Here is a 24,046-nt window from a genome sequence, read left to right on the forward strand (position 1 = left end):
CCTGCACAAACGGGCCGCTACCGCGCACCCCCGAGCCCGCCTCCGGTCACACGCGCTGGGAGCGGCGGACGCGGAAGTAGGCGAGCACCAGCAGGCCGACGACCATCACCAGGAAGATCAGGCACTCGATGAACTGGAACGTGGTCATCCGCTCGGCGGGCTGGTAGTCGGTGAAGTACTCGACGATGCCCCGGTCGGTGAGGCAGCGGTCGTACTCCTCCTCGGTGTCGAAGCGCACGACGCAGTCCGTCGGGTACTCCACGACGTTGCCCGCCGCGTCGAGGTGGCCGGATTGCACGTACATCGCGTCCCTGTTCACCTCTGCCCAGTAGCTGGACGACGATCCGCTGATCGGCTGGATGTGGCGCAGCGGGGCCTGGTAGTACAGCCGCCACACGCCTCCGACCAGGACGCGGACCACCAGGAACCCGATGCTCGCCAGCGCCACGGCGGGCATCGTGCGGCGGATCAGCGCGCTGAGCGCGACGCCGAGCGCGAACCCGAACAGCGCGTAGACGACCTGGAGGGCGGGCGCCGTGTCGAACACGAGCGGGCTGGACCTGCCGAACCCCTCGTCCGGGTCGACCGCCGAGTTGACCCCGGTGATCATCCAGCCCGTCACGGCGCCGAGCGCGGCGGCCAGTCCCGCCGCCGCGGCGCCGAGCAGCACGAGCTTGCCCACCAGCCAGCGGGCGGCCGTGAGGTCCTGGCTCCAGGCCACCAGGTGGGTGCGCTGCTCGTACTCGCGGGACAGCAGCGGTGCCCCCCAGAACGCGGCGAACAGCATGCCGAGGAGCCAGGGCACGACGGCGGACATGGCGACGAGCTGCATCCCGTTCGTCACCACCACGAGCGGCAGGGGCTGCTCGATGCGGCCGGTCAGGGCCATCCACCGCACCAGCGCCATGACCGCCGCGGTGCCCGCGACGACCAGCGCGGTGCCGCCGATCACCCAGCGGTGCTGCCGCCAGGTCAGCCACAGCAGGTCGCCCCACCCCACGGCCGCGCGGACGCGCACCGGGGTCTCGGCCGTGGTGGTGGTCGTGGTGGTGGTCATCCCTTCAACCCCTTCCGGGTGGCGGCGAGCTGGGCCAGCACGTAGTCCTCCAAGGTCACCGGGCGCTCGGCCCACTGGCCCGCGACCACCGGCCGGGGCCTGCCCTCGGGCAGCTCGACCAGGAACGTGGACTGGCCGCCGCGGTGCCGGGCCTCGACGACCTTCCCCAGCGCGGGCGGCACGTCGGAGCGCGGGCCCGTGTAGACGACGTGCCTGGCCAGCAGCTCGTCCAGGTCGCCGCCCGCGAGCAGCCTGCCGTGCGCGAGCAGCAGCAGGTGGTCGGCGACACCGCCCAGCTCGGCCACCACGTGGGTGGACAGCAGGACCGTCATGCCGGTCTCGGCCACCTCGCCGAGCAGCTCGGCGGTGACCTCGCGGCGGGCCAGCGGGTCGAGGTTGGCCAGCGGCTCGTCCAGCATCAGCACGTCGGGCCGGGAGCCGATCGCCACCGCGAACGCCACCTGCGCCTGCTGGCCGCCGGAGAGCCTGCCGCACGGCCGGTCCAGCGGGATCTCGAACCGCTCCAGCCAGCGCCCCGCCCGGTCCTGGTCCCACACGGTGTTCAGCCGCGCGCCCATGCGCAGCATCTCCGCGACGGTGAAGTGGCGGTAGACCGGTTTCTCCTGGGACACGAACGCGACCCGGCCCGCCACGCCCGCCGCGCCCTCGTCCGGCCGCAGCAGGCCCGCCAGCACGGTCATCAGCGTCGTCTTGCCCGCGCCGTTGGCCCCCACCAGCGCGGCGACCCGGCCGGCGGGCAGCTCGAACGTGCAGTCGCGCAGCGCCCACTTGTCCTTGTAGCGCTTGCCCAGCGCCTGCGCGCGCACCGCGGTCGCGGCGGCCTCCACGGGTTCGACCACGGTCGTCATCGGACCGCCACCCCTTCTCCGTCGTTGGAGAGCACCGAGCGCACGAGGGCGTCGATGTCCTCGTCGTCCAATCCGGCTTCGCGCGCCTCGCGCACCCACTCGGCCAGCCGGGTCCGCAACCTGCCCATGACCTCGGGGTCGGCGGTGCCCAGGCCCGCCTTGACGAACGTGCCCGAGCCCTGGCGCGCCTCCACCAGGCCGGTCATCTCCAGCTCGCGGTAGGCCTTGAGCACGGTGTTGGCGTTGACGCCGCTGCTGGCCACCACGTCGCGCACGGTCGGCAGCCGGTCGCCGGGGGACAGCCAGCCCAGCCGCAGCCCCTCGCGGACCTGGCGGACCAGCTGCAGGTACGCGGGGAGGCCGCTGGACCGGTCGATGCGGAACTCCACCGCGCCTCCAAAGTGTTCTACTTGACTAGAACACTAGGAGAGCAGAACGCCGGGGAGGGTGTCAACCGAACGGGGGATCGGCGGGGGGCGGGACGGGTGGGGCGGGATCAGCGGCTGAAGCGGGTCAGCAGCTGCCCGGCCTCCTCGTAGGTGGCGGGCAGCGACACCGACCGGACCCGCGCCGGACCGGTCGGGCGCACGTGCGGGTCCGCCGCTAGCCGGTGGCCGATCAGCGCGCGCAGGTCGGCCACCCGCGCGGCCAGCCCCCGGTCCCGGCGCAGCAGCACCGCGGCCACCGACGGCCCCAGCGTGGCCACGGTCTCGCCGCCGTCGAACGCCTCGCGCAGCGCGTCCGCCAGCAGCGTCCTGGCCACCACGCGGGACCAGCCGCTCGCGCGGGACAGCTCCAGCGAGACCAGCACCAGCGCGTGGTCCCCGGCGGTGTCCGCCGCGTACACCTCGCGCAGCCGGGTGCGCAGGTAGGAACCGGTCGCCAGGCCGGTCAGCGGGTCCTCGGCGGTGGTCGTGGACGCCCGCTCCAGCACCACGTCGGCCCAGCCCAGCGCGGTCGCCCGCAGCATCCGCGCGGGCACGGAGTCCACGTTCGCCGCCACCCCGCCCTCCCCGGCGTCCGCTTCGGACAGCACGGCGTGCAGCGCGGCCAGGTCGAGCAGCGTCTCGGCCAGGCCAACGCCCGCCTCGGCGCGCGCGGCCCCCAGCCCGGCCAGCGCCGGGCACGGGTCCACCGGGCCGAGCACCGCCCGGCACACGTCGTCCACCGCCGCCGACTGCCAGTCCGCCGGGAACGCCCACCCGGCGGCCAGGGTGGCGGCCCGCCACCGCGACTTCAGCGACCGCGGCCCCTCGGCGACCGAGCGCCGCGCCGCAGCTCCACCCGCACTCACCCGGTTGCCTCCTCGCCCGGTCGGTCCTCGACCGTGAGACGGCGGGGACGTTGCGCCATGACGGCACTTCCCGGACACAGTTGGGGGTTTTCGCGTGACGCTGCCCGATTCGGTCGGTAAGACTGACCGCCACCGAGGGAGGGGGACACGTGGCGACAGTTCCTGCCGGCGTCCAGGGACCATCCGACGCGGAGCTGATCAGCTCCGTGCGCAACGGGGACGTCAAGGCGTACGGGCAGCTGTACGAACGCCACGTGGGCGCCGCCCACAACCTCGCCCGGCAGCTCGCCAGGTCCTCGGCGGAGGCCGACGACCTGGTCTCCGACGCCTTCGCCAAGGTGCTCGACGCGCTGCGCGCGGGTCGCGGCCCGGACGAGGCGTTCCGCGCCTACCTGCTCACCGCGCTGCGGCACACCGCCTACGACAAGACCCGGCGCGACCGCAGGCTCGAACTGGCCGACGACGTGACGGCGGTGTCCGGCGCGGAGGCCGTCACCAGCGTGCCGTTCCGCGACACCGCGCTGGCCGGGCTGGAGCGCTCGCTGGCCGCCAAGGCGTTCGCCAGCCTGCCCGAGCGCTGGCAGACGGTGCTGTGGCACACCGAGATCGAGGGCCAGACCCCGGCGGCGGTCGCCCCGATCCTGGGGCTGACCGCCAACGGCGTGTCCGCGCTGGCCTACCGGGCCCGCGAGGGCCTGCGCCAGGCGTACCTGCAGGCGCACCTGGCGGAGAGCGGCTCCGAGCGCTGCCGCGCCACGGTGGGCAAGCTGGGCGCGTGGACCCGAGGCGGCCTGTCCAAGCGGGAGACCACCCAGGTCGAGGCGCACCTGGACGAGTGCGTGCGGTGCCGGTCGCTGGCGGCGGAGCTGGCCGACGTCAACGGCGCGCTGCGGGCGGTCGTCGCGCCGCTGGTGCTGGGCCTGGGCGCGAGCGGCTACCTGGCCGCCACGGCGGGCGCGGCCAAGGCGGGCACGGCGGCGCTGGCGGCAGGCGGCGCGAACGGGGCGGACGGCGCGGTGAACGCGCTGACCTCCGCGCCCCGGCAGGTGCTCGGCGTGGCGGCCTCGGCCGTGGCGCTGGCCGTCGCCCTGGTGGTCGGGATGAACACCGACGCCCCGCAGCAGCCCCCGGCGGCGCAGTCCCCCTCGCCCGTGCCGACCGCCGGGCCGGGGCAGCCCAGCGCGCCCCCGCCGACCGGCTCGTCCGAGCCGGGCACCTCCCCCGCCACGACCCCGCCGACCACGACCACCACCACCGGGCCGAGCGCCCCCGCCCCCGGCGGCGAACCGGCGAACCCCGCGCCCGGCCAGGCGGGTCAGCAGCGGGGGGAACCCACCACCGAACCGCCGCCTCCGGCGCTGGTGTCCACGGTGCCCGACGGGTTCTCCATGTCCACCGGCGGCCCGCCCAGCGAACTGCCCATCACCGTGCGCAACACCGGCCAGTCGACCTCGCCGCCCGCGACGCTGACCCTGTCCCTGCCCGACGACGTGCAGGTGGTCGGGCCCGGCAACAACCTGGTCGGCCGGAAGGCGGTGCGCCTGGACGGCGCGGACGGGCAGACCGTGGGCTGCCCGGCGGGCAAGGGCACGGTGACCTGCTCGACGGACCGGGGCCTGGCCCCCGGCGGCTCGGTGACGTTCATCTTCCGGCTGCTCGCGGGCCCCAAGGCGACCGGCGGCACGATCACCGGGACGGCCACCGCGGGCTCCGCGCTGTCGGTGGCGGTGCGGGTGGAGGTGACCATCCAGCCGAAGAAGTCCTTCGCGATGGACCTGGACGCGCGCAAGTGGCACCACGGCTTCTGGACGCCCCGGCTGGACCTCACCGCGACCAACCGGGGCACCCTCGCGGGTCCGCTCGCGCTGTCGGTCGAGGCGGACCGGAGCGTGCGGCTGTTCGGCGGTCCCGAGGACTGCGAGCGGTCCGAGCACAGCCTGCGGTGCTCGGCGGACCTGGCCCTGGACAGCTCCTACCGGGTGTCGGTGTGGGCGCTCGGGCGGCCCCACCGGGACGCGGCCGTGCGCGTCACCGCCACGCTGGGCGACGTGACGAAGACGGTCGTGGTGCCGGTGCCCCGGTGGCCCGGCCACCGGCCCGACCCGCCGGACGAGCCCGACCCGCCGACCACCGGGCCGTCCCCCACCCCGACCACCACGCTGACCACGCTGACCACGGCACCCGGCACGACCACGCGGCCACCGTCGACCGAGCCCTCCCGGCCGCCGACGACCATCACCACCACACCGCCGTCCACGCCCCCGGAGGCCCCTCCGACGACGGTGCCCACGCCACCGTCCCCGCCGACGTCCACGCCGACGTCCCCGCCGTCGAGCGAGCCGGAGCGGCCGTCGGAACCGCCCGCGCCGTGCCGCCCGCTGCTGCCGTGGCTGCCCCCGCCGCTGGACGACCTGCTGCCCGCACCCTGCCGCACCCCTGGCTGATCAGCCGGTCGCCGATCACTAGACTGCCCCGGTGCTGCCAGTCGTCCGCAGGGCTTTGGGCCGTCTTCCGGAACCCGTCCGCTTCCTGCTCCGCAAGCACCGCGAGCTGATCCGGTTCGCCGTCGTGGGCGGCACGACGTTCGTGATCGACAACGGCGTCTGGTACGCGCTGAAGCTGACCGTCCTGGAGCAGAAGGTCGTCACGGCCAAGGCGATCGCCGTGCTGGTGGCGGTGATCTCGTCCTACGTGCTCAGCCGCGAGTGGTCCTTCCACACCAGGGGCGGTCGGGAGCGCCACCACGAGGCCGCGCTGTTCTTCCTGGTCAGCGGGATCGGCATCGGGCTGAACCTGCTGCCGCTGTACGTCTCGCGGCACGTGTTCGACCTGCACGCCGAGATCGCCGACTTCCTCAGCGGCTCGGTGATCGGGATGCTGATCGCCACCGGGTTCAAGTTCTGGGCGATGCGCCGGGTGGTGTTCCCCGAGGCGGACGCCCGGCCCGAGGTGCGCGGGCTGAGCGTGGTGGCCGGGCAGCGGGAAGTGGCCTGAACAGCGCGTTCACCCGTTTTCCGTAGACTGCCTGGGTGTCCGTAGTCGAAAACGTCGTCCACCGCCTGCCCGAACCGCTGCGCTCGGTCGCCCTCAAGCACCGCGAGCTGCTGAAGTTCGCCGTGGTCGGCGGCATCTGCTTCGTGATCGACACCGTCATCTTCTTCGGCCTGAAGACGGTCGTGCTGACCGAGAAGCCGGTGACCGCGAAGGTGGTGGCCACGCTGGTGGCCACCATCGTGTCCTACGTGCTCAACCGCGAGTGGTCGTTCCGGACCAGGGGCGGTCGGGAGCGCCACCACGAGGCCGCGCTGTTCTTCCTGGTCAACGGCATCGGCATCGGGCTGAACTCGCTGCCGCTGGGCGTGTCGCGCTACCTGCTGCACCTCCAGGAGCCGCACGTGAGCAGGCTGGTGGAGGAGATCGCCGACTTCACCAGCGCGCAGATCGTGGGCACCCTGGTCGCGATGGTGTTCCGCTGGTACGGCTACAAGAAGTGGGTGTTCCCCGATGCGGACGCCCGCCCGCGCAAGCGCGTGCCCTCCTACGACTCCGCCGACGACGAGTCCCTCGGCCACTCCTGACTGCGTCGGCAAGTACTACCCGACCCACCGCAGGGGGCCGTTGACTACTACCCGGCCCGTCGGAGTCGGGTAGTGGTCAACGGCCCTCGGAGGCGACCCCGGTAGTACTTGCCGACGCGGTTCGGAGCAGGGTGAGGGCGGGGTCGTGGAGGTGGCCGTTGGTGGACAGGGCGCTGCCGCCGTCGTAGCGGGGTGCGCCGGTCAGGTCGCTGAACCGGCCGCCCGCCTCGGTCACCAGCACCTGGAACGGGGCCACGTCCCACGGGTTGACGATCGCCTCGGCGGCGATGTCGATCGCGCCCTCGGCGACCAGGCAGTGCTGCCAGAAGTCGCCGAACGCCCGGTTCTCCCAGGTCGCGTCCACCAGCGCCAGGTAAGCCTCCCGCGAGTGGTGCTCCACCCACGAGCCGAGGTGCGTGGTCGACAGGTAGGCGTCGGACAGCTCCCGCACGCCGGACACGCCGATCCGGCGCTGGCCGGTGGCGTCCGAGGTGAACGCCCCCGCGCCCGCCGCCGCCCACCAGCGACGCCCCAGCGCGGGCGCGCTGACCACGCCCACCACCGGCGCGCCGTCGACCACGAGCGCGATCAGGGTCGCCCAGACGGGTACCCCGCGCAGGAAGTTCTTGGTGCCGTCGATCGGGTCCAGCACCCAGGTCCGGCCGCCCTCCACCGCACCGCCGCGCTCCTCGCCCGCGATCCGGTCCCCCGGCCGCTCGGCGGCCAGCACGGCCCGGATGGCGTCCTCCACGGCCACGTCGGCGTCGGTCACCGGGGTGCGGTCGGGCTTGCGCTCCACGGCCAGGTCGTGGGCCCGGAACCGGGCGGTGGTGATCGCGTCGGCGGTGTCGGCGAGGGCGCGGGCGAGGAGCAGGTCGGCGCTGTGGTCGGTGCTGAGGTCGGCGCTGTGGTCTGGCACATCGCGATCGTGCCACGCCTAGGCTGGGTGCCGTGAGCGTGGTCTTGTTGGCCGAGGACGATCCGGCGATCGCGGAGCCCCTCTCCCGCGCCCTGCAGCGGGAGGGCTACCAGGTGCACGTGGTCGGCGACGGTCCCGGCGCGCTGGAGGCGACCGCGCACGGCGGCGTCGACCTGCTGGTGCTCGACCTCGGCCTGCCCGGCATGGACGGGCTGGAGGTGTGCCGCAGGCTGCGGGCGGGCGGGCGCGGCATCCCGGTGCTGATGCTGACCGCGCGCTCGGACGAGGTGGACTTCGTGGTCGGCCTCGACGCGGGGGCCGACGACTACGTGGCCAAGCCGTTCCGGCTGGCCGAGCTGATGGCCCGCATCCGCGCGCTGCTGCGCCGCCGCGCCCCCGGCACGCTGGAGGTCAACGGCGTGCGGATGGACCTGGCCGCCCGCCGGGTGACCGTGGACGGGCAGGAGGTGCAGTTGGCGAACAAGGAGTTCGAGCTGCTGCGGGTGCTCATCCAGCGCGCGGGCCAGGTGGTCAACCGGGACGAGATCCTGTCCGAGGTGTGGAACGACCCGGAGCTCAAGAGCAGCAAGACGCTGGACATGCACATGTCCTGGCTGCGCCGCAAGCTCGGTGACGTGCGCTCGGTGGAGCGCCGCATCGCCACGGTGCGCGGCGTCGGCTTCCGCTTCAACACCAGCGACTGATGCGCAGCCGCATCCTGCGCGCCATCCTGGTGGCCGTCGCGGTCACCGGCTTCGTGCTCGGCCTGCCCCTGGGCTACACCGCGCTGCGGCTGGTCGACGACGGCGCGCGCGGCGACCTGGCCAGCCGGGCGCAGCGGATCGCCGCGCTGATCGACGAGCAGATCGCCAACAACCAGCCGATCGACCTGGCCAAGGCGGAGATCGGCGTGCCCGAGGGCGGGCACCTGGTGGTCACCTCCGGCGGCGGCAGCCGCGAGCTGGGCAGCTCGCCGGGGCCGGACGCGCTCAGCGTGGAGGTGCCGATCGCGCACCAGGGCACCGTGCGGCTGGAGGTGTCGTCCTCGCCCAAGCGCACCACGCAGTACCAGATGGCGGCGCTGGTGGTGCTGCTGGTCGTGCTGTCGGTGGGCACCGGCACCGTGGTGGCCACGGTCACCGCCCGCGAGCTGGCCAAACCGCTGCGGCACGTGGCGGCGCGCGCGGCGCGGCTGGGCGCGGGCGACTTCCGCCGCGACGAGCGCAGGCACGGCGTGCCGGAGCTGGACCTGGTGGCCGAGGCGCTGGACCGCTCGGCGGCGGCGCTGGCCCAGCTCGTGCAGCGGGAGCGGGAGCTGGTCGGCGACGTGTCGCACCAGCTGCGCAGCAGGCTCACCGCGCTGCAGCTGCGGCTGGAGGCGCTGGCCGAGCACCCCGAGCCGGACACCGCGAGCGAGGCGCGGGCGGCGCTGGAGCAGGCCGAGCGGCTGGCGGAGGTGCTCAACGAGCTGCTGGCCGCCGCCCGCGCGGCCCGCGCCATCGGGGCCGAGCCGCTGGACCTGCGCGCCGAGCTGACCGCCATCGCCGAGGAGTGGCGGGAACCCCTGCGCAGCAAGGGACGCGCCCTGCGGGTGCGGGTGCCCGACGGCCTGCTGGCCCGCGCCACGCCCGCCCGGCTGCGCGAGGCGATCGGCGTGCTGCTGGACAACGCGCTGCGGCACGGCGAGGGCCAGGTCGTGGTGTCGGCGCGGCGCGACGAGGGCACCGTGGTGGTCGAGGTGGCCGACGCGGGCGCGGGCGTGCCGGACGAGCTGGCCGGTCACATCTTCGAGCGCGGCGTGTCCGGCGGCGGGTCGACCGGCGTGGGGCTGGCGCTGGCCCGCGCGCTGGTGGACGCCGACGGCGGGCGGCTGGAGCTGTCCGCGGCCCGGCCCGCGACGTTCGCGGTGTTCCTGCCGGTGCCCAGGGCCGAGGACGTGGTGGGCGTGAGCTGGCGGACCGACCTCACGCCCCGGTAGCGGGCTCCCCGGCGGACTCCCCAGCGGACTCCCCGGCGGGCTCCTTGGGCAGCGGACCCACCGCGCCGCGCACCACCTGCGACCACACCAGGCGGCCGAACAGGTAGTAGCAGGCGACCTCCTCGCTGGTGAAGCGGGCCCAGTCGTAGCGGTTGCCCTGCTCCCGCCAGAACACCTCGAAGCCCTCGTCGTCGGCCAGCAGGCACCAGGTGTTGTCCGCCTCGACGCCCACCGAGACCACCTCGGCGGGCACGCCCACCGCCAGCAGCCAGCCCTGGATCGACTCGGCGTTCACGACAGCTCCTCCAGGTGGCCCAGCGCCACCAGCTCGACGACCGGGTGCGTGGTCCGGTAGCGCACGCCGCCGCCGTCCTGCCCGAACCACGGGGCGGACAGGGTGAACCAGACCGGCAGCTCCCGGACCACGCGGTAGCGGCGGTACCCGGCGGTCAGCAGCGCGGGCGGCAGGGCGCGCGCGGCGAACGGCGTGCCCGCCTCGGACAGCACCCGCCCCTCGGGCGTGCCGAAGCGGTCGACCTCGGTGCCGGGGGCGAGGACGCCGGGCTGCCCCTGCTCGTAGCCGCCCTCGGGGAACAGCTCGCCGGGCGGCCAGGCGTACTCGGGCGGGTCGGCGCGGACCAGGAACCGGTGGTCCCAGTCCCGCTCGTGCATCCCGGCCTGCGGGTCGTAGCCCTCGACCAGGTGGGCGATGTCGTCCCGGCCCGGTCCGGGGACGCGGCGCGGCAGGGGTCGGGCGGTGGCGTCGACCAGGTGGCCGTCGGGGTGGCCGCCGGGCTCGAACCGCAGGCCGGCGGCGAAGTCCCGGTCGTCGGACGGGGTGGGGAGCTGCCGGGCGGGCGCGCGTCGCGGGGCGGGCAGCGTGCCGCCGGGGAACATCGACAGCAGGAGCAGGGCGGTGGGCTCGTCGCGCGGCTCGGCGGGCGCGGTCGCGCTCGGGGTCGCGGTCGCGGTGACCAGCTCGGTCGGCACCACCGCGCCGAGGCCGCCCGCACCGGGGAGCACCGCCACCGCGCTGTCCTCGGCCGCCGAGGGGACGGGCTCCCGGTCCGGCTTGAGGTCCCGGTCCGGCTTGGCGTCGTGGCCGGTCTTCGTGTCGGGGCCGGTCTTCGCGTCGTGGCCGGTCTTCGCGTCGTGGCCGGTCTTCGCGTCGGCGACCGCTTTCGGGTCGGCGCCTGCCTGGGTGGGCTTGGGTTCGCCGCTGAGCGCGGCGCCGATGCTCTGCCCGGCCCTGGGGTCCTTGGGCAGCGGCTGCCCACCGCGCGGCTCGGCCCGCTGGCCGGGAGCCTGCTGGGCCGGGGCGGCCTGCGCGGGCGCGCTCGCGGGCGGTGCGCCCGCACCGGGCGTGCCGCCGCTCGCGGGTGCCGCGCCCTGACCGCCGAACGCCGGGCCGCCGAACGACGACCCGCCCTGTCCCGACGCGGCGGGAGCCTGCGCGGGCTGGGCGGGCGGGGGCGCGGCCTCGGTGGGCAGCACCGGTCGTTCCAGCAGCGTCGCCGCGGACTGGGACACCGTGTCCGCGCCCCTCGCGGGCACGTCCGGCTGGACGGCCCCGGTCGCGGCGACATCGCCCACCAGCGGCGCGGCGATCGGGTTCACCGCCGGGGCGACCGCACCGGCCACCGCGTCGGTCACTGGAGCCGTCACGGCGGGCGCAGCAACGCCACCCACGATCGGGGCGACAACTTCACCCGCTACGGGGGCGACCACCTCATCCACGACCGGGGCGACGACCTCGCCCACCACGGGCGCGACCACATCACCCACCAGCGGGGTGACGACCTCGCCCACCACTGGCGCGATCACGTCATCCACCACAGGGGCGACGACCTCGTTCACCACGGGGGCAACGACTTCACCCACCACCGGAGCGACTACGTCACCCACCAGCGGAGCCACCACGTCACCCACCAGCGGAGTGACTACCCCACCCACCACGGGGGCGACCACATCACCCACCAGGGGCGCGACGACCTCGCCCACCACCGGGGCGACCACACCGGCCACCGGAGCCGTCACCGCGCCCGCGACCGGGGCGACCACCTCGCCGAGCAAGCCGCCCAGCAGCCCGCCGCGCGCGCCGGGGTCGGCGCTGACCGGGGTCTGCCCGTGCCCGGCCCCCACCTCGCCGTCCAGCCGGACCGCCTCGGCCAGCCGCTGGGTCAGGTGCGCCGCGTTCACCGACGCCCCGCGCACCGCCGTGTCCAGTCCCAGCAGCGCCGTGGGGTGCCCGGCCTTCGCGGCGGTGTTGGCCGCGTCGGTGTTCTTGGCCAGGTCGACCAGTTCGCGCACCAGCTCGACCTTGGCCGCGCCGATCCGCTCGGCGGCGTGGTCGAGGCGGTCGGCCGCCGCGCGGCAGCCCCGCACGACCTCGCTGAGGTGCCCGTCGGGGGCCACGAAGGCGTTCCAGTGCCGCCGCGCCGCGTCGGCGGTCGCGCCGGTCGCGCCGCGCAGCGCCGCGCCCGCCGCCCCGTCGGACTCGCTCGCCAGCGCCGCCAGTTTGGTCCCGGCCTCGCGCCAGGCCGCGGCGGAGGCGCGCATCGCGTCCTCGTCGGCCTTCGGCCACACCACGCCCGCTCGCGCGGCGACCTCGGCCAGTTCGGCAGGCAGCTCGATCCCCATCCCGCCCCCTCGTCAGACCGCGCCGGTGACAGCGCCGGTGACAGCGCCGAGCGCGGTGCCGTTGCCCTGGTCGACCTCGCGGTAGGTGCGCGCGGTCTCGGCGAAGCGCTCGCCCACCCCGCCGAGCGCGGACGCCAAGCCGTCCAGCTTGCCCAGCACGTCGGCGGCCGGGCCCACGTGGCCCTGCGCGAAGCCGCGGCCGATCGCGTCGTCGCCCCAGCACGCGCCCAGCGAGTCCAGCGCCGCGCCCAGGTCGGCGCTGATCCGCGCCGCGCGCTCGGCGAACGAGCCGAAGTCGGCCGCACCCCGGTCGAGCCGGGCCGGGTCGGTCGCGAAGCCGCTCATCGCAGTCTCCTCACGGGGGCGTCGGCGTCGAGCCAGTCGCGCTGCTCGAAGTCCTCGTCGTCGTCGACGGGCGCGCGGCGCGCGGGCTTGGGCGGGGTGATCTCCTCGGGGCGCAGGTCCGCGGTGCCGCGCACGAGCGCCTCCGGGTCGGTGGCCGAGGGCAGCACCGGTGCCAGGGTGCGGGCGGTGCGCTCGGCGGCCCGCCGCGCCGCCTCCCGCGCGGTGCGCACGACCAGCTCAGCCAGCTGCGCGGGCCGCAGCCGGTAGGCGTGGTCGGCCAGCACCAGGTCGGTCAGCTCGCCGTGCGCGCCGACGGTGGCGGTGACCTCGCCGTCCGGGCTGTCCGCCGAGCAGCTGACCGCGGCCAGCTCGCGCTGCACGGACGCCAGCTGCTCGCGGCCGCGCCGGTAGTCGGCCAGCAGCTGGTCCACCTGCGCGCGGTGCTCGGTCGTCACGGCCACCTCCGGTCCTCGCCGTCGCCGGGCATGGTCGTCGGTCGGGCGTTGGACGTCACGCGCGCCACGCCGGTTCCCACCGGTTCGCGCTACCCCCGCAGGGCCCGCACCACCCGCGACGGGCTGGGCCTGCCCAGCACGCCTGCCAGCCACGCGCTGGTGTCGGCCAGCGCGTCCAGGTCCACGCCGTGCTCGACGCCGAGGCCGTCGAGCATCCACACCAGGTCCTCGGTGGCGAGGTTGCCGGTCGCCGACTCCGCGTAGGGGCAGCCGCCCAGGCCGCCCGCCGACGAGTCGACCGTGCGCACGCCCGCCTGGAGGGCGGCGAGGGTGTTGGCCAGCGCCTGGCCGTAGGTGTCGTGGAAGTGCACGGCGAGCGCGCCCACGTCGTCGAAGCCCGCCAGCAGCGCGGTCACCTGGCCGGGGGTGGCCACGCCGATGGTGTCGCCCAGGGACAGCTGCGAGCAGCCCATGTCCAGCAGCCGCTTGCCCACGCCGATGACCTGCTCGCGCGGCACGGCGCCCTCCCACGGGTCGCCGAAGCACATGGACACGTAGCCGCGCACGTCCAGCCCCTCCGCCCGCGCCCGCGCCACCACCGGCTCGAACATGGCGAACTGCTCGTCCAGCGACCGGTTGAGGTTGCGCCGGGCGAAGGTCTCGGTGGCGCTGGCGAAGATCGCGACGTGCCGCACGCCCGCCGCCAGCGCGCGGTCCAGGCCGCGCTCGTTGGGCACCAGCACCGGGTAGCTCACGCCGGGCCGCCTGGCCAGCCCGGCCAGCAGCTCTTCCGCGTCGGCCAGCTGCGGCACCCACTCGGGGCGCACGAAGCTGGTCGCCTCCAGCACGGTCAGCCCGGCGTCGGCCAGCCGGTCCAGGAACTCCAGCTTCACCCCGACCGGCACCACCGACGACTCGTTCTGCAGGCCGTCGCGCGCGCCCACCTCCCAGATCGTCACGCGGTCGGGCAGCCCCGACGCGCCAACGGTCTCGGGCAGACCCACCTCACGCGAGCCCATCAGCCAGCCTCCTGTCCGGGTGGAAGTCGTCACCGGGGTTGCCGCCGGGGTTGCCGCCGGGCCTGCCGCCGGGCTCGCGGTGCAGGGCGGAGCACACCCGCTCGACACCGGGGATGTCGTCCAGCTCCAGCGGCTCGTCCGGGGCCGAGTCGATGATCAGCGTGCCGCAGCCGAGCAGCCGGTCCAGCGGGCCGCACCGGCAGCGCACGCCGCTGATCCGCGACCTGGGCAGGTCCAGGCCGGTGCGCTTGAGCACGCCCTCCCGGTACAGCACGCGGTCGGTGGTGACGACCAGGTGCGTGGTGCGCCAGCGCACCAGCGGCGCCAGCACCAGCCAGGCCAGCAGCACCGCGCCGACCAGGGCCAGCGCCACCCAGGCGGCCTCGGCCCACGAGTTGCCCGCTACCAGCGCCGCCAGGTACGCGCCGCCGCCGACCACGGCGGGCAGCACGACCACCGGCCACAGCAGCACCTTCCAGTGCGGGTGGTGGTGGATCACGACGCGCTCGCCTGGGCCGAGCAGGTCGTCCGGGTAGGCCACGGCGGTCCTCTCAGGTGCGCGCTGGTGCTGGCCTCACCGTACTCGCAGGTGCACCACGTCCCCGGCGGAAACGGCGTGCTCGTCGCCCGCCTCGCCGCGCACCACCAGCGTGCCGTCGGCGCGCACGTCGACCGCCGTGCCCAGCAGCGGCGCGGAGCCCGCCAGCTCCACCCGGACCGGCTTGCCCAGCGTGGCGCAGTGGGCGCGGTACTCGTCCAGCAGCGGGCCCGGCTCGCCGCCGCCCGCCCGCCACGCCGCGTCCAGCGCGGCCAGCTCGGTCAGCAGGGTCGCGGCGACCTCGGCGCGGTCGGCGTCCGCGCCCGCCTCGGCGAAGCTGGTCGGCGGCAAGCCGCCGGGACCGGGCCGCACCTCGGCGGGCAACCTGCCGACGTTGACGCCGACGCCCACCACCACGCCCTGCCCGACGACGGTCTCCGCCAGCACGCCCGCCGCCTTGGCCTCGCCGACGAGCAGGTCGTTGGGCCACTTCACGGCCGCCTCGACGCCGAAGGCGCGGGCCGTGCGCACCAGCGCCACCCCCGCGAGCAGGGTCGTCCAGGGCAGCCGGGCGGGCGGCACGTCGGGCCGCAGCAGGACGCTGAGGTAGAGGCCCCCGCCGGGGGAGACCCAGCCGCGGCCCCGGCGGCCCTGCCCGGCGGTCTGCTCCTCGGCGATCAGGACGGTGCGGTCCGGCGCGCCGTCACGGGCGGCGGCGACCAGGTCGACGTTGGTGGAACCGGTGCTGGCCACCACGTCCAGCGCGGCGTACGGGCCGTGGGGGGCGACCAGCCGGGCCCGCAGCGGCCCGGCGTCCAGAGGCGTGATCACAACCTCGCAGCGTAGGCCCGGAACGCGGGAGCGGCCCGTCCCGCGCGCTTGTCGGAGCGGTGTGGATGGCGGGGCGGGCCGCTGGCACCAGCCTGCAACCTCCAGTGCGGTGGAGGTCAACAGCGGGCCGGTGAGACCTGGGCAACTGATCGGAGGCCGGGCCGTCACACCGTCGCTAAGCTGCCCGTTCATGAGCAGTGCGACCGCCCCCACCGGCGAGGAGCCGGACGTGCACACCACAGCGGGCAAGCTGGCCGACCTCTACCGGCGGATGGACGAGGCCGTCCACGCGGGCTCGGCGCGCGCGGTGGAGAAGCAGCACGCCAAGGGCAAGAGGACCGCCCGCGAGCGGATCGACCTGCTGCTCGACCCCGGCTCGTTCGTCGAGCTGGACGAGCTGGCGCGGCACCGCTCGACCAACTTCGGCCAGGACCGCAACCGCCCCTACGGCGACGGCGTGGTGACCGGCTACGGCACCGTGGACGGCCGCCCGGTGTGTGTGTTCAGCCAGGACGTCACCGTCTTCGGCGGCTCGCTGGGCGAGGTCTACGGCGAGAAGATCGTCAAGGTGATGGACCTGGCGATCAAGACCGGCAGGCCGATCATCGGCATCAACGAGGGCGGCGGCGCGCGCATCCAGGAGGGCGTGGTCTCGCTGGGCCTGTACGGCGAGATCTTCCGCCGCAACGTGGCCGCCTCCGGCGTGGTGCCGCAGATCTCGCTGATCATGGGCGCGAACGCGGGCGGGCACGTCTACTCCCCCGCGCTGACCGACTTCGTGGTGATGGTCGATCAGACCTCCCACATGTTCATCACCGGCCCGGACGTGATCAAGACCGTCACCGGCGAGGACGTGGGCTTCGAGGAGCTGGGCGGCGGTCGCGCGCACAACACCAAGTCCGGCAACGCGCACTACCTGGGGGCCGACGAGGAGGACGCCATCTCCTACGTCAAGGAGCTGCTGTCCTACCTGCCCGCCAACAACATGTCCGAGCCGCCGGTGTTCGACGCGCCGGACGACGTGGTGCACGGGTCGGTCGAGGAGTCGGTGACCGACACCGACCGCGAGCTGGACACCCTCATCCCGGACTCGGCCAACCAGCCCTACGACATGCACGAGGTCATCACCCGCGTGCTCGACGACGGGGAGTTCCTGGAGGTCCAGCCGCTGTTCGCGCCCAACATCCTGGTCGGCTTCGGCCGGGTGGACGGGCACTCGGTCGGCGTGGTGGCCAACCAGCCGACCCAGTTCGCGGGCTGCCTGGACATCGACGCCTCGGAGAAGGCAGCGCGGTTCGTGCGCACCTGCGACGCGTTCAACGTGCCGGTGCTGACCTTCGTGGACGTGCCCGGCTTCCTGCCCGGCACCGACCAGGAGTGGAACGGCATCATCCGGCGCGGCGCGAAGCTGATCTACGCCTACGCGGAGGCCACCGTGCCGCTGGTCACCGTGATCACCCGCAAGGCGTACGGCGGCGCGTACGACGTGATGGGCTCCAAGCACCTGGGCGCGGACATCAACCTGGCGTGGCCGACCGCGCAGATCGCCGTGATGGGCGCGCAGGGCGCGGCCAACATCGTGCACCGCAAGACGCTGGCCAAGGCGGCGGAGGACGGCGAGGACGTGGACGCGCTGCGGGCCCGGTTGCAGCAGGAGTACGAGGACGCGCTGTGCAACCCGTACGTGGCGGCCGAGCGCGGCTACGTCGACTCGGTGATCCCGCCGTCGCACACCAGGGCGCACGTGGCCAGGGCGCTGGCGGTGCTGCGGGACAAGCGGGAGGCGCTGCCGCCCAAGAAGCACGGAAACATCCCGCTGTGAACGCCGAGCAGCCGCACCTGGAGGTCGTGCGGGGCAACCCGGACGACGTGGAGCTGGCGGCGCTGGTCGCCGCCGTGGCGCTGGTCACCGCCGCCGCCCCCGAGCGGCCGGAGCCGCCGAGGCGGACCTCGGCCTGGGCCGACCGGTCGCGCCAGACCAGGGGCCCCCTCCCGCACGGCCCCGCCGCCTGGCGCTGGAGCCTGGCCTGACCCGCGAACCGAGCGTTGGGGTGCGTCGAGGTCAGCAGTCGACGCGGCGGCTGCCGATCTCGACGCCGCGCTCGCCCAGCACGATCACCTCGCGGCAGCGGACGCCGCCGGGGACGCGCAGGCGCAGGCGCATCCACACGCTGTCCGCCGTCTCGCCCAACCGGGTGTCGAGCACCTCGACTCCGTCGGCGGCGACCGCGGCGGGCACCCGCGACACGTCGCCCTGCGCCCGCGCGGCGGCCGTGACGGCGTCCATCACCCGGTGCTCGACCTGCTCGTCGGCCCCCGCGAACGGCCAGAACACCACGCCGTAGCCCACCGGGTCGGTCGCGACCACCAGCGGCACCACGGCCGCGACGACGACCGCGGGCGCGGCGAACCACCACCACCGCCGCCGACCCGCCGCCAGGTCGGTCCGGCGGACCACCAGGGCCCAACGCTGCACACCACGAGGGTGCCCGCCGCCCGGCCCCGGCCGCATCGGTAGTTCTACGCACCGCGTTGGCCGGGACCGCGTTGGTTAGAGTTGGCGGGTGCGATTCGTGCTGGCTTCCGCGTCCCCCGCCCGCCTGGCCGTGCTCCGCGCCGCCGGGGTGGAACCCGTGGTCCGGGTGTCCGGTGTGGACGAGGACGCGGTGGCCGCCGCGCTGGTCGACCCCTCCCCCGCCGAGCTGGTGACCGCGCTGGCCGTGGCCAAGGCCGAGGCCGTCGCGGGCGACGAGCGGGACGCCGTGGTGGTCGGCTGCGACTCGATGCTGCTCACCGCCGACGGCAGGCTGCAGGGCAAGCCCGGCACCGTCGAGGTGGCCAGGGAGCGCTGGCAGCGCATGGCGGGCACCACCGGCACCCTGCTCACCGGGCACGCCGTGCTGCGCCTCAAGGACGGCCAGGTCGCCGACCGCGCCGCCGCGCACGAGGCCACCTCGGTCCGCTTCGGCACCCCGACCGAGGACGAGCTGGAGGCGTACCTGGCCACCGGCGAGCCGCTGGGCGTCGCGGGCGCGTTCACCCTCGACGGCCTGGGCGGGTGGTTCGTGGACGGCATCGACGGCGACCCGTCCAGCGTCATCGGCATCAGCCTGCCGCTGACCCGCCGCCTGCTGCGCCAGGTCGGCGTCACCGTGTCCGACATCTGGTAGCGGTTGTCACACCTGCCCGCGTTCGGGAAGCTCCCTGGCAGCCCCCGGCGTTGGGAGGTGCGATGAACGAACTGCTGACGCGCCGCCGTCACATCGACTTCGGGCGCAGGACGAACACGGGCTGTCGGGGCTGATCCGCCCTCGACCCCCCGTCCCCCTGCGCACCCCACCGGAGCACCGCAGTGTCGTTCGTCCGCAGTTACACCAAGCCGAAGGTCTTCGGCGCGACCGTCCTGGCCGCGCTGGTCCTGGGCGCCCTCGCGGGCTACCTGGCCCAGGCCACCGACCAGTCCTGGCTGGTCACCACCCTGGACAAGGTCGGTGACGTGTTCACCAGCCTGCTCCAGCTCACCGTCATCCCCCTGGTGTTCACCGCGATCGTGGTGGGCATCACCAGCCTGCGCAAGCTCGGCGGCTCCCGCACCGCCGCCCGGCTGGGCGGCAAGACGCTGCTGTGGTTCGCCGCCACCTCGCTGGTCGCGGTCCTCATCGGCCTGGCCATCGCGCTGGTCTTCGGGCCGGGCAAGGGCGTGCAGGTGACGCCGAGCGAGGCCACCGTCGAGCGGCTGTCCGCCCGCGCCACCGGCTCGTGGGGCGCGCTGCTGGACTCGCTGGTGCCGTCGAACCTGTTCACCGCCTTCACCGAGGGCGAGGTGCTCCAGGTCGTGTTCATCTCGCTGCTGGTCGGCTTCGCCGCGTACGCGCTGGGCGAGAAGGCCGCGCCCTTCGTCAACCTCACCCGCTCGGCGTTCGACCTGATCCAGAAGATCGTCGGCTGGATCGTGCTGCTCGCCCCGATCGGCGTGTTCGGCCTGATCGGCACCGCGTTCGCCACCTACGGCAACTCGTTCGTCCGCCCGCTGTTCTCGCTGATCGCGGCGGTCTACGGGGGCACGCTGCTGGTGCTGTTCGTGGTCTACCCGGTCCTGCTGCGGTTCGTCGGCCAGGTCAGCCCCCGCGTGTTCTTCGCCAAGGCGTGGACCGCGATCCAGTTCGCCTTCGTGTCCCGCTCCTCGGGCGCGACGCTGCCGCTGAGCAGGCAGACCGCCGCCAACCTGGGTGTGGACTCGGACTACGCCAGCTTCGCCGTGCCGCTGGGCACCACCACCAAGATGGACGGCTGCGCCGCGGTCTACCCGGCCATCGCCACGGTGTTCATCGCCAACCTGTTCGGCGTGCAGCTGGGCGTGTGGCAGTACGTGGCGATCGTCGCGGTCGCGGTGTTCGGCGCGCTGGCCACCGCGGGCACCACGGGCTGGTTCACCATGCTGACGCTGACCCTGGGCGCGGTGAACATGCCGCCGGAGGTCATCGCCACCGGCGTGGCCGTGGTCTACGCGATCGACCCGATCCTGGACATGGTCCGCACCGCCACCAACGTGGCGGGCCAGATCACCGTGCCGGTGCTGGTCGCCCGCGGCGAGGGCCTCATCGACGACGAGGTGCTCAACGCGCCCAGCGCCCCGCCGCTGCTCGACGGCGGCCCGGTCCGGGAGCCGCTGCCCGCCTGACCCCCGCTAACCGCACGGACGAAGCCCTGCCTGGGGCGGCCGCACGATCGGCCACCCCGGCAGGGCTTCGGGCTCCGCGACGATGGCCGTGCAGCCCAGCTCCCCCGTCTCACCCGCCAGGGTGAACACCTGCGCGAACCGCCGCAGGCACTCCTGGCCCGCCGGGCAGGCCCGCTGCACCGCCACCACGTCGACCACGCCGTCGCCGTCCACGTCGTGCAGGCCGAGGTGGCCGCCGCTGGACACGTAGGGCCTGGGGGCCTTGGTCCACACCGCGCCGCGGCGCACCAGCACCTCGCCCAGCTCCTCGGTGCCCGACTTGCCGCGCACCAGGCAGACGCTGGTCTCGGCGTCCACGCAGCTCAGCGACTCGTCGTTGAGCTCGGCGCCGGACTGGGCGACGGTCAGCTCGAAGATGTACCGGCCGGAGGTGCCGCTGGTGCGGGTGTAGCCGGAGCCCTGGCCCGCCAGCACCTCCACCTCGTCGCCGACCACCACCGCCTCGGCCACCGAGCGGCACGCGGTGGTGCCGCACATCAGCTCGTCCCTCGGCGGCGCGAGGTCCGCGTCCGAGAGGGCGGCGGGGCGGGTGGACCAGGCGTAGAGCACACCCGCGACGGTGATCGCGACGGCCGCGCAGGCTGTGCTCAACACGGTGGCGGGAGGTCGTGTCACGGGCGGATTCTCGCACTCGCACGTGAGCTGTCTCTCGGTTGATGCGCACCAGGGGGTCACTAAACTCGCCCCATCGCCACCACCAGCGCTGCCAGGAGGTAGGACGTCGTGTCGCTGCGCAAGGTCCTCGTCGCCAACCGCGGCGAGATCGCCGTCCGGGTCATCCGGGCCTGCCGGGACGCGGGGCTGGCCAGCGTGGCGGTCTACGCCGACCCCGACCGGGACGCCCCGTTCGTCCGGCTCGCCGACGAGGCGTTCGCCCTGGGCGGCAGCACGCCCGGCGAGAGCTACCTGTCGGTGGACAAGCTGCTGGACGTGGCCAAGCGGTCGGGCGCGGACTCGGTGCACCCCGGCTACGGCTTCCTGTCCGAGAACGCCGACTTCGCGCAGGCCGTCCTGGACGCGGGCCTGACCTGGATCGGGCCGACCCCGCACGCCATCCGCGCCCTCGGCGACAAGGTCACCGCCCGGCACATCGCGCTGCGCGCGGGCGCGCCGCTGGTGCCCGGCACCAAGGACCCGGTGTCCGGCCCGGACGAGGTCGTGGCCTTCGCCAGGGAGCACGGCCTGCCGGTGGCCATCAAGGCCGCGTTCGGCGGCGGCGGGCGCGGCCTGAAGGTGGCCCGCACGCTGGAGGAGATCCCCGAGCTGTACGACAGCGCGGTGCGCGAGGCGGTGGCCGCGTTCGGCCGGGGCGAGTGCTTCGTCGAGCGCTACCTGGACAAGCCGCGGCACGTCGAGGCCCAGGTGCTGGCCGACCAGCACGGCAACGTCGTGGTCGTGGGCACCCGCGACTGCTCGTTGCAGCGCCGCCACCAGAAGCTGGTCGAGGAGGCCCCGGCGCCGTTCCTGACCGACGAGCAGCGCGCCACCATCCACTCCTCCGCGCGGGCGATCTGCAAGGAGGCCGGCTACCACGGCGCGGGCACCGTCGAGTACCTGGTCGCGCTGGACGGCACCATCTCGTTCCTGGAGGTCAACACCCGGCTGCAGGTGGAGCACCCGGTCAGCGAGGAGACCGCGGGCGTCGACCTGGTGCGCGAGCAGTTCCGGATCGCGGCCGGTGAGCCGCTGCGGTTCACCGAGGACCCCACGCCGCGCGGTCACTCCATCGAGTTCCGCATCAACGGCGAGGACGCGGGCCGCAACTTCCTGCCCGCCCCCGGCACGGTCACCTCGTTCGTCGCGCCGTCCGGCCCCGGCGTCCGGGTGGACGCGGGCGTGGAGAGCGGCACCGTCATCGGCGGCCAGTTCGACTCGCTGCTGGCCAAGCTCGTCGTCACCGGTGAAGACCGCGCCCAGGCGCTGGAGCGGGCCCGGCGGGCGCTGGACGAGATGGTCGTGGAGGGCATGGCCACCGTGCTGCCGTTCCACCGGCTGGTCGTGCGCGACCCGGCGTTCGTCGGCGACGAGAGCGGCTTCAGCGTGCACACCCGGTGGATCGAGACCGAGTTCGACAACACCGTGCCCCCGTTCACCGACCCGGCCGAGGCCGAGGAGGAGCAGCCGAGGCGGACCGTGGTGGTCGAGGTCGGCGGCAGGCGGCTGGAGGTGTCGCTGCCCGGCGACCTCGCGCCCGCCACCGGCGGCGGCCGGGCCTCGGGCGCGAAGGCCAAGCCGCGCAAGCGCGGCGGCGGCAAGGGCGGCGCGGCGGCCTCCGGCGACGCGGTGTCCGCGCCGATGCAGGGCACCATCGTCAAGGTGGCCGTCGAGGAGGGGCAGCGGGTCGAGGCGGGCGAGCTGATCGTCGTGCTGGAGGCCATGAAGATGGAGAACCCGGTGACCGCGCACAAGGCGGGCGTGGTGACCGGCCTGGCGGCCGAGCCGGGCGCGCCCGTCACGCAGGGCACCGTGCTCTGCGAGATCAAGGATTGAGCCCGGCCGCGTGGATGAGCGGGACATCCGGATCGGCGACGCCGAGCGCGCGCAGGCGCTGGAGCTGCTCGGCGAGCACCTGGGCGAGGGCAGGCTGGACGTCGAGGAGTACGGCGAGCGCTCGGCCCGCGTGAGCACCGCCAGGACGCGCGGTGAGCTGATGGCCCTGTTCGCCGACCTGCCCCCGCCGCGTCCCCCGTTCGAGCGGATCGCGCCGCTGCCGACGGCGCAGCCGCCGGTGCGGCGGTCGTTCCGCCCGGACCCGCGCGTGGTGGTGCCCCTGGTGGTGCTGGCGTGCGTCGGGTTGTGGGCGCTGGTGCGGATTCCGCAGGTGCTGCTGCTCATCCCCGTCGCGGTGCTGCTGCTCGGCGGGATGGGCAGGCGGCGGTGAGCGCGCCGACGCTGCTGCTGCTCGACCTGGACGGGGTGCTGCGGCGGCACGGGCCGGACGACCCGGTCGAGGACGCGCACGGGCTGCCGCGCGGCGCGCTGGCGCGGGTGGCGTTCGAGCTGGCCGGTCCCGCGCTGGTCGGCGAGGTGCCCGACGAGCGGTGGCGGGAGGCGATCCGCGACCGGCTGGCGGCCGACGGCCTCCCCCGCGCCACCGCCGAGGCGGCGGTGGCCGCGTGGACCCGGCCGGGCACCGTGGTGCCCGAGGTGCTGGAGCTGGTCCGGCGGGTGCGGCGGCGGTGCCGGGTGGCGCTGCTGACCAACGCCACCAGCAGGCTGCCCGAGGACCTGCGCGCGCTGGGCCTGGACCGCGAGGTGGACGCGGTGGTCTCGTCCAGCCGCATCGGCGTGGCCAAGCCCGCCCCCGAGGCGTTCCGCCGCGCGCTGCGCGTCCTGCAGCACTCCCCGTCCAGGACGCTGTTCTGCGACGACGACCCGGACAACGCCGCCGCGGCGCGCTCCGTCGGCATCGACGGCGTGCACGTCCCCGACTACCCCGCCCTGCACGAGGCGCTGACCACCCGCGGCCTGCTGGACGACCCCGCGCCCACCGGCGACGCGCCCGCCCCCGTCCCGGTCCTGCTGGTCCTGCACGACCGCGACGAGGCCGAAGCGCTGGCCGACCGGCTCGCCGCGGAGGGCTGGGCCCCCTGCCACGTGCACAAGGACCTCCTGGCGGGCGAGGACGACGCCGAAGACGCTGACTGGCTCGTCGAGCTGACCACCGCCCCCGACGGCCGCCCCGCCTCCGCCCACCGTCCCCACCTGTCCACCCTCGGTGTGCTGTATTGAGCTCGGCTCACCCGATCACGCGAACCGGGCGTCCGGTGGGACGAGCCGGG

Annotated in this window: 26 protein-coding genes; 12 read left to right on the top strand and 14 right to left on the bottom strand. The window is 74.8% G+C overall.

The window, feature by feature from the left end; all coding sequences use genetic code 11:
- Positions 1-46 precede the first annotated feature (46 nt).
- The 4 genes from JOF41_RS26445 to JOF41_RS26460 form a co-directional block, all read right to left on the bottom strand.
- The gene (locus JOF41_RS26445) at positions 47-1,057 is read right to left on the bottom strand and encodes an ABC-2 membrane transporter-related protein (RefSeq protein ID WP_209622843.1); all 1,011 of its coding nucleotides are present in this window, start codon (positions 1,055-1,057) and stop codon (positions 47-49) included.
- Entirely contained in the window at positions 1,054-1,926 is an 873-nt protein-coding gene (locus JOF41_RS26450; protein WP_189225649.1) for an ABC transporter ATP-binding protein, read from the bottom strand. The genes JOF41_RS26445 and JOF41_RS26450 overlap by 4 nt, the downstream gene beginning before the upstream one ends.
- The gene (locus JOF41_RS26455) at positions 1,923-2,315 is read right to left on the bottom strand and encodes a GntR family transcriptional regulator (RefSeq protein ID WP_189225650.1); all 393 of its coding nucleotides are present in this window, start codon (positions 2,313-2,315) and stop codon (positions 1,923-1,925) included. Before JOF41_RS26455 ends, JOF41_RS26450 begins: the two co-directional genes overlap by 4 nt.
- 107 nt (positions 2,316-2,422) lie before the next feature.
- On the bottom strand, positions 2,423-3,220 hold the full coding sequence (locus JOF41_RS26460; RefSeq protein ID WP_189225651.1) for a GGDEF domain-containing protein: 798 nt from the start codon (positions 3,218-3,220) through the stop codon (positions 2,423-2,425).
- Between the two features lie 149 nt (positions 3,221-3,369).
- Here JOF41_RS26460 and JOF41_RS26465 point away from each other — a divergent pair, with 149 nt between their 5' ends.
- Genes JOF41_RS26465 through JOF41_RS26475 form a run of 3 tightly spaced genes read left to right on the top strand, consistent with a single transcriptional unit; the run spans position 3,370 to position 6,798 of the window.
- Positions 3,370-5,664, top strand: coding sequence for a sigma-70 family RNA polymerase sigma factor (locus JOF41_RS26465; protein ID WP_209622845.1), 2,295 nt, complete (start codon positions 3,370-3,372; stop codon positions 5,662-5,664).
- Between the two features lie 34 nt (positions 5,665-5,698).
- Positions 5,699-6,214, top strand: coding sequence for a GtrA family protein (locus JOF41_RS26470; protein ID WP_244992113.1), 516 nt, complete (start codon positions 5,699-5,701; stop codon positions 6,212-6,214).
- Between the two features lie 35 nt (positions 6,215-6,249).
- The gene (locus JOF41_RS26475; RefSeq protein WP_189225653.1) at positions 6,250-6,798 is read left to right on the top strand and encodes a GtrA family protein; all 549 of its coding nucleotides are present in this window, start codon (positions 6,250-6,252) and stop codon (positions 6,796-6,798) included.
- A 76-nt stretch (positions 6,799-6,874) separates the two neighbouring features.
- Here the strand turns inward: JOF41_RS26475 and hisN are convergent, their stop codons facing one another.
- On the bottom strand, positions 6,875-7,717 hold the full coding sequence (gene hisN, locus JOF41_RS26480) for a histidinol-phosphatase (RefSeq protein ID WP_209622847.1): 843 nt from the start codon (positions 7,715-7,717) through the stop codon (positions 6,875-6,877).
- A gap of 38 nt (positions 7,718-7,755) precedes the next feature.
- Between hisN and JOF41_RS26485 the strand changes: the two genes are divergently transcribed.
- Positions 7,756-8,421 carry a response regulator transcription factor gene (locus JOF41_RS26485; protein ID WP_189225743.1) on the top strand — a complete coding sequence of 222 codons (666 nt, stop codon included), beginning with the start codon at positions 7,756-7,758 and terminating at the stop codon, positions 8,419-8,421.
- The gene (locus JOF41_RS26490; protein WP_189225655.1) at positions 8,421-9,695 is read left to right on the top strand and encodes an ATP-binding protein; all 1,275 of its coding nucleotides are present in this window, start codon (positions 8,421-8,423) and stop codon (positions 9,693-9,695) included. The genes JOF41_RS26485 and JOF41_RS26490 overlap by 1 nt, the downstream gene beginning before the upstream one ends.
- Here JOF41_RS26490 and JOF41_RS26495 read toward each other — a convergent pair.
- The 7 genes from JOF41_RS26495 to JOF41_RS26525 form a co-directional block, all read right to left on the bottom strand.
- Positions 9,682-9,990 (bottom strand): hypothetical protein, encoded by a 309-nt coding sequence (locus JOF41_RS26495; RefSeq protein ID WP_209622849.1) that lies wholly within the window; start codon positions 9,988-9,990, stop codon positions 9,682-9,684. The genes JOF41_RS26490 and JOF41_RS26495 overlap by 14 nt on opposite strands.
- Positions 9,987-12,335 carry a TNT domain-containing protein gene (locus JOF41_RS26500; protein WP_209622851.1) on the bottom strand — a complete coding sequence of 783 codons (2,349 nt, stop codon included), beginning with the start codon at positions 12,333-12,335 and terminating at the stop codon, positions 9,987-9,989. The genes JOF41_RS26495 and JOF41_RS26500 overlap by 4 nt, the downstream gene beginning before the upstream one ends.
- 12 nt (positions 12,336-12,347) lie before the next feature.
- Positions 12,348-12,680: a WXG100 family type VII secretion target gene (locus JOF41_RS26505; RefSeq protein WP_209622853.1), complete on the bottom strand. Its 333-nt coding sequence runs from the start codon at positions 12,678-12,680 to the stop codon at positions 12,348-12,350.
- Positions 12,677-13,141, bottom strand: a complete 465-nt coding sequence (locus JOF41_RS26510; protein WP_372448496.1) for a YbaB/EbfC family nucleoid-associated protein — start codon at positions 13,139-13,141, stop codon at positions 12,677-12,679. The genes JOF41_RS26505 and JOF41_RS26510 overlap by 4 nt, the downstream gene beginning before the upstream one ends.
- An 83-nt stretch (positions 13,142-13,224) precedes the next feature.
- A complete protein-coding gene (locus tag JOF41_RS26515; RefSeq protein ID WP_189225659.1) occupies positions 13,225-14,154 on the bottom strand; it encodes a hydroxymethylglutaryl-CoA lyase in 930 nt (309 codons plus the stop codon).
- Positions 14,141-14,695 carry a PH domain-containing protein gene (locus JOF41_RS26520; RefSeq protein WP_209622855.1) on the bottom strand — a complete coding sequence of 185 codons (555 nt, stop codon included), beginning with the start codon at positions 14,693-14,695 and terminating at the stop codon, positions 14,141-14,143. The genes JOF41_RS26515 and JOF41_RS26520 overlap by 14 nt, the downstream gene beginning before the upstream one ends.
- A 33-nt stretch (positions 14,696-14,728) precedes the next feature.
- Entirely contained in the window at positions 14,729-15,520 is a 792-nt protein-coding gene (locus JOF41_RS26525; RefSeq protein WP_307867729.1) for a biotin--[acetyl-CoA-carboxylase] ligase, read from the bottom strand.
- 193 nt (positions 15,521-15,713) lie between these two features.
- Between JOF41_RS26525 and JOF41_RS26530 the strand changes: the two genes are divergently transcribed.
- Positions 15,714-17,345 carry an acyl-CoA carboxylase subunit beta gene (locus tag JOF41_RS26530; RefSeq protein WP_189225662.1) on the top strand — a complete coding sequence of 544 codons (1,632 nt, stop codon included), beginning with the start codon at positions 15,714-15,716 and terminating at the stop codon, positions 17,343-17,345.
- Positions 17,342-17,554, top strand: a complete 213-nt coding sequence (locus JOF41_RS26535) for an acyl-CoA carboxylase subunit epsilon (protein ID WP_209622859.1) — start codon at positions 17,342-17,344, stop codon at positions 17,552-17,554. The genes JOF41_RS26530 and JOF41_RS26535 overlap by 4 nt, the downstream gene beginning before the upstream one ends.
- Positions 17,555-17,585: 31 nt before the next feature.
- On the opposite strand, the gene JOF41_RS26540 is transcribed toward JOF41_RS26535, so the two are convergent.
- The gene (locus JOF41_RS26540) at positions 17,586-17,999 is read right to left on the bottom strand and encodes a hypothetical protein (protein WP_209622861.1); all 414 of its coding nucleotides are present in this window, start codon (positions 17,997-17,999) and stop codon (positions 17,586-17,588) included.
- Positions 18,000-18,087: 88 nt separating this feature from the next.
- On the opposite strand from JOF41_RS26540, the gene JOF41_RS26545 reads away from it, so the two are divergent.
- Together JOF41_RS26545 and JOF41_RS26550 are read left to right on the top strand one after the other, a co-directional pair.
- Entirely contained in the window at positions 18,088-18,693 is a 606-nt protein-coding gene (locus JOF41_RS26545) for a Maf family protein (RefSeq protein WP_189225666.1), read from the top strand.
- A 182-nt stretch (positions 18,694-18,875) separates the two neighbouring features.
- Positions 18,876-20,204 (top strand): dicarboxylate/amino acid:cation symporter, encoded by a 1,329-nt coding sequence (locus tag JOF41_RS26550; protein ID WP_189225667.1) that lies wholly within the window; start codon positions 18,876-18,878, stop codon positions 20,202-20,204.
- 6 nt (positions 20,205-20,210) lie between these two features.
- Here the strand turns inward: JOF41_RS26550 and JOF41_RS26555 are convergent, their stop codons facing one another.
- On the bottom strand, positions 20,211-20,879 hold the full coding sequence (locus tag JOF41_RS26555) for a hypothetical protein (protein ID WP_209622863.1): 669 nt from the start codon (positions 20,877-20,879) through the stop codon (positions 20,211-20,213).
- Positions 20,880-20,987: 108 nt separating this feature from the next.
- On the opposite strand from JOF41_RS26555, the gene JOF41_RS26560 reads away from it, so the two are divergent.
- From JOF41_RS26560 to JOF41_RS26570, 3 genes are read left to right on the top strand one after another with little or no spacing between them, the layout of a single operon-like run.
- A complete protein-coding gene (locus JOF41_RS26560) occupies positions 20,988-22,754 on the top strand; it encodes an acetyl/propionyl/methylcrotonyl-CoA carboxylase subunit alpha (RefSeq protein WP_189225669.1) in 1,767 nt (588 codons plus the stop codon).
- A gap of 10 nt (positions 22,755-22,764) precedes the next feature.
- A complete protein-coding gene (locus tag JOF41_RS26565) occupies positions 22,765-23,145 on the top strand; it encodes a DUF1707 SHOCT-like domain-containing protein (protein ID WP_209622865.1) in 381 nt (126 codons plus the stop codon).
- Positions 23,142-23,996, top strand: a complete 855-nt coding sequence (locus JOF41_RS26570) for an HAD-IA family hydrolase (protein WP_189225671.1) — start codon at positions 23,142-23,144, stop codon at positions 23,994-23,996. The genes JOF41_RS26565 and JOF41_RS26570 overlap by 4 nt, the downstream gene beginning before the upstream one ends.
- Positions 23,997-24,046: the final 50 nt, after the last annotated feature.

Source organism: Saccharothrix coeruleofusca (genome assembly GCF_017876325.1).
GTDB classification, from domain to species: Bacteria; Actinomycetota; Actinomycetes; order Mycobacteriales; family Pseudonocardiaceae; genus Actinosynnema; species Actinosynnema coeruleofuscum.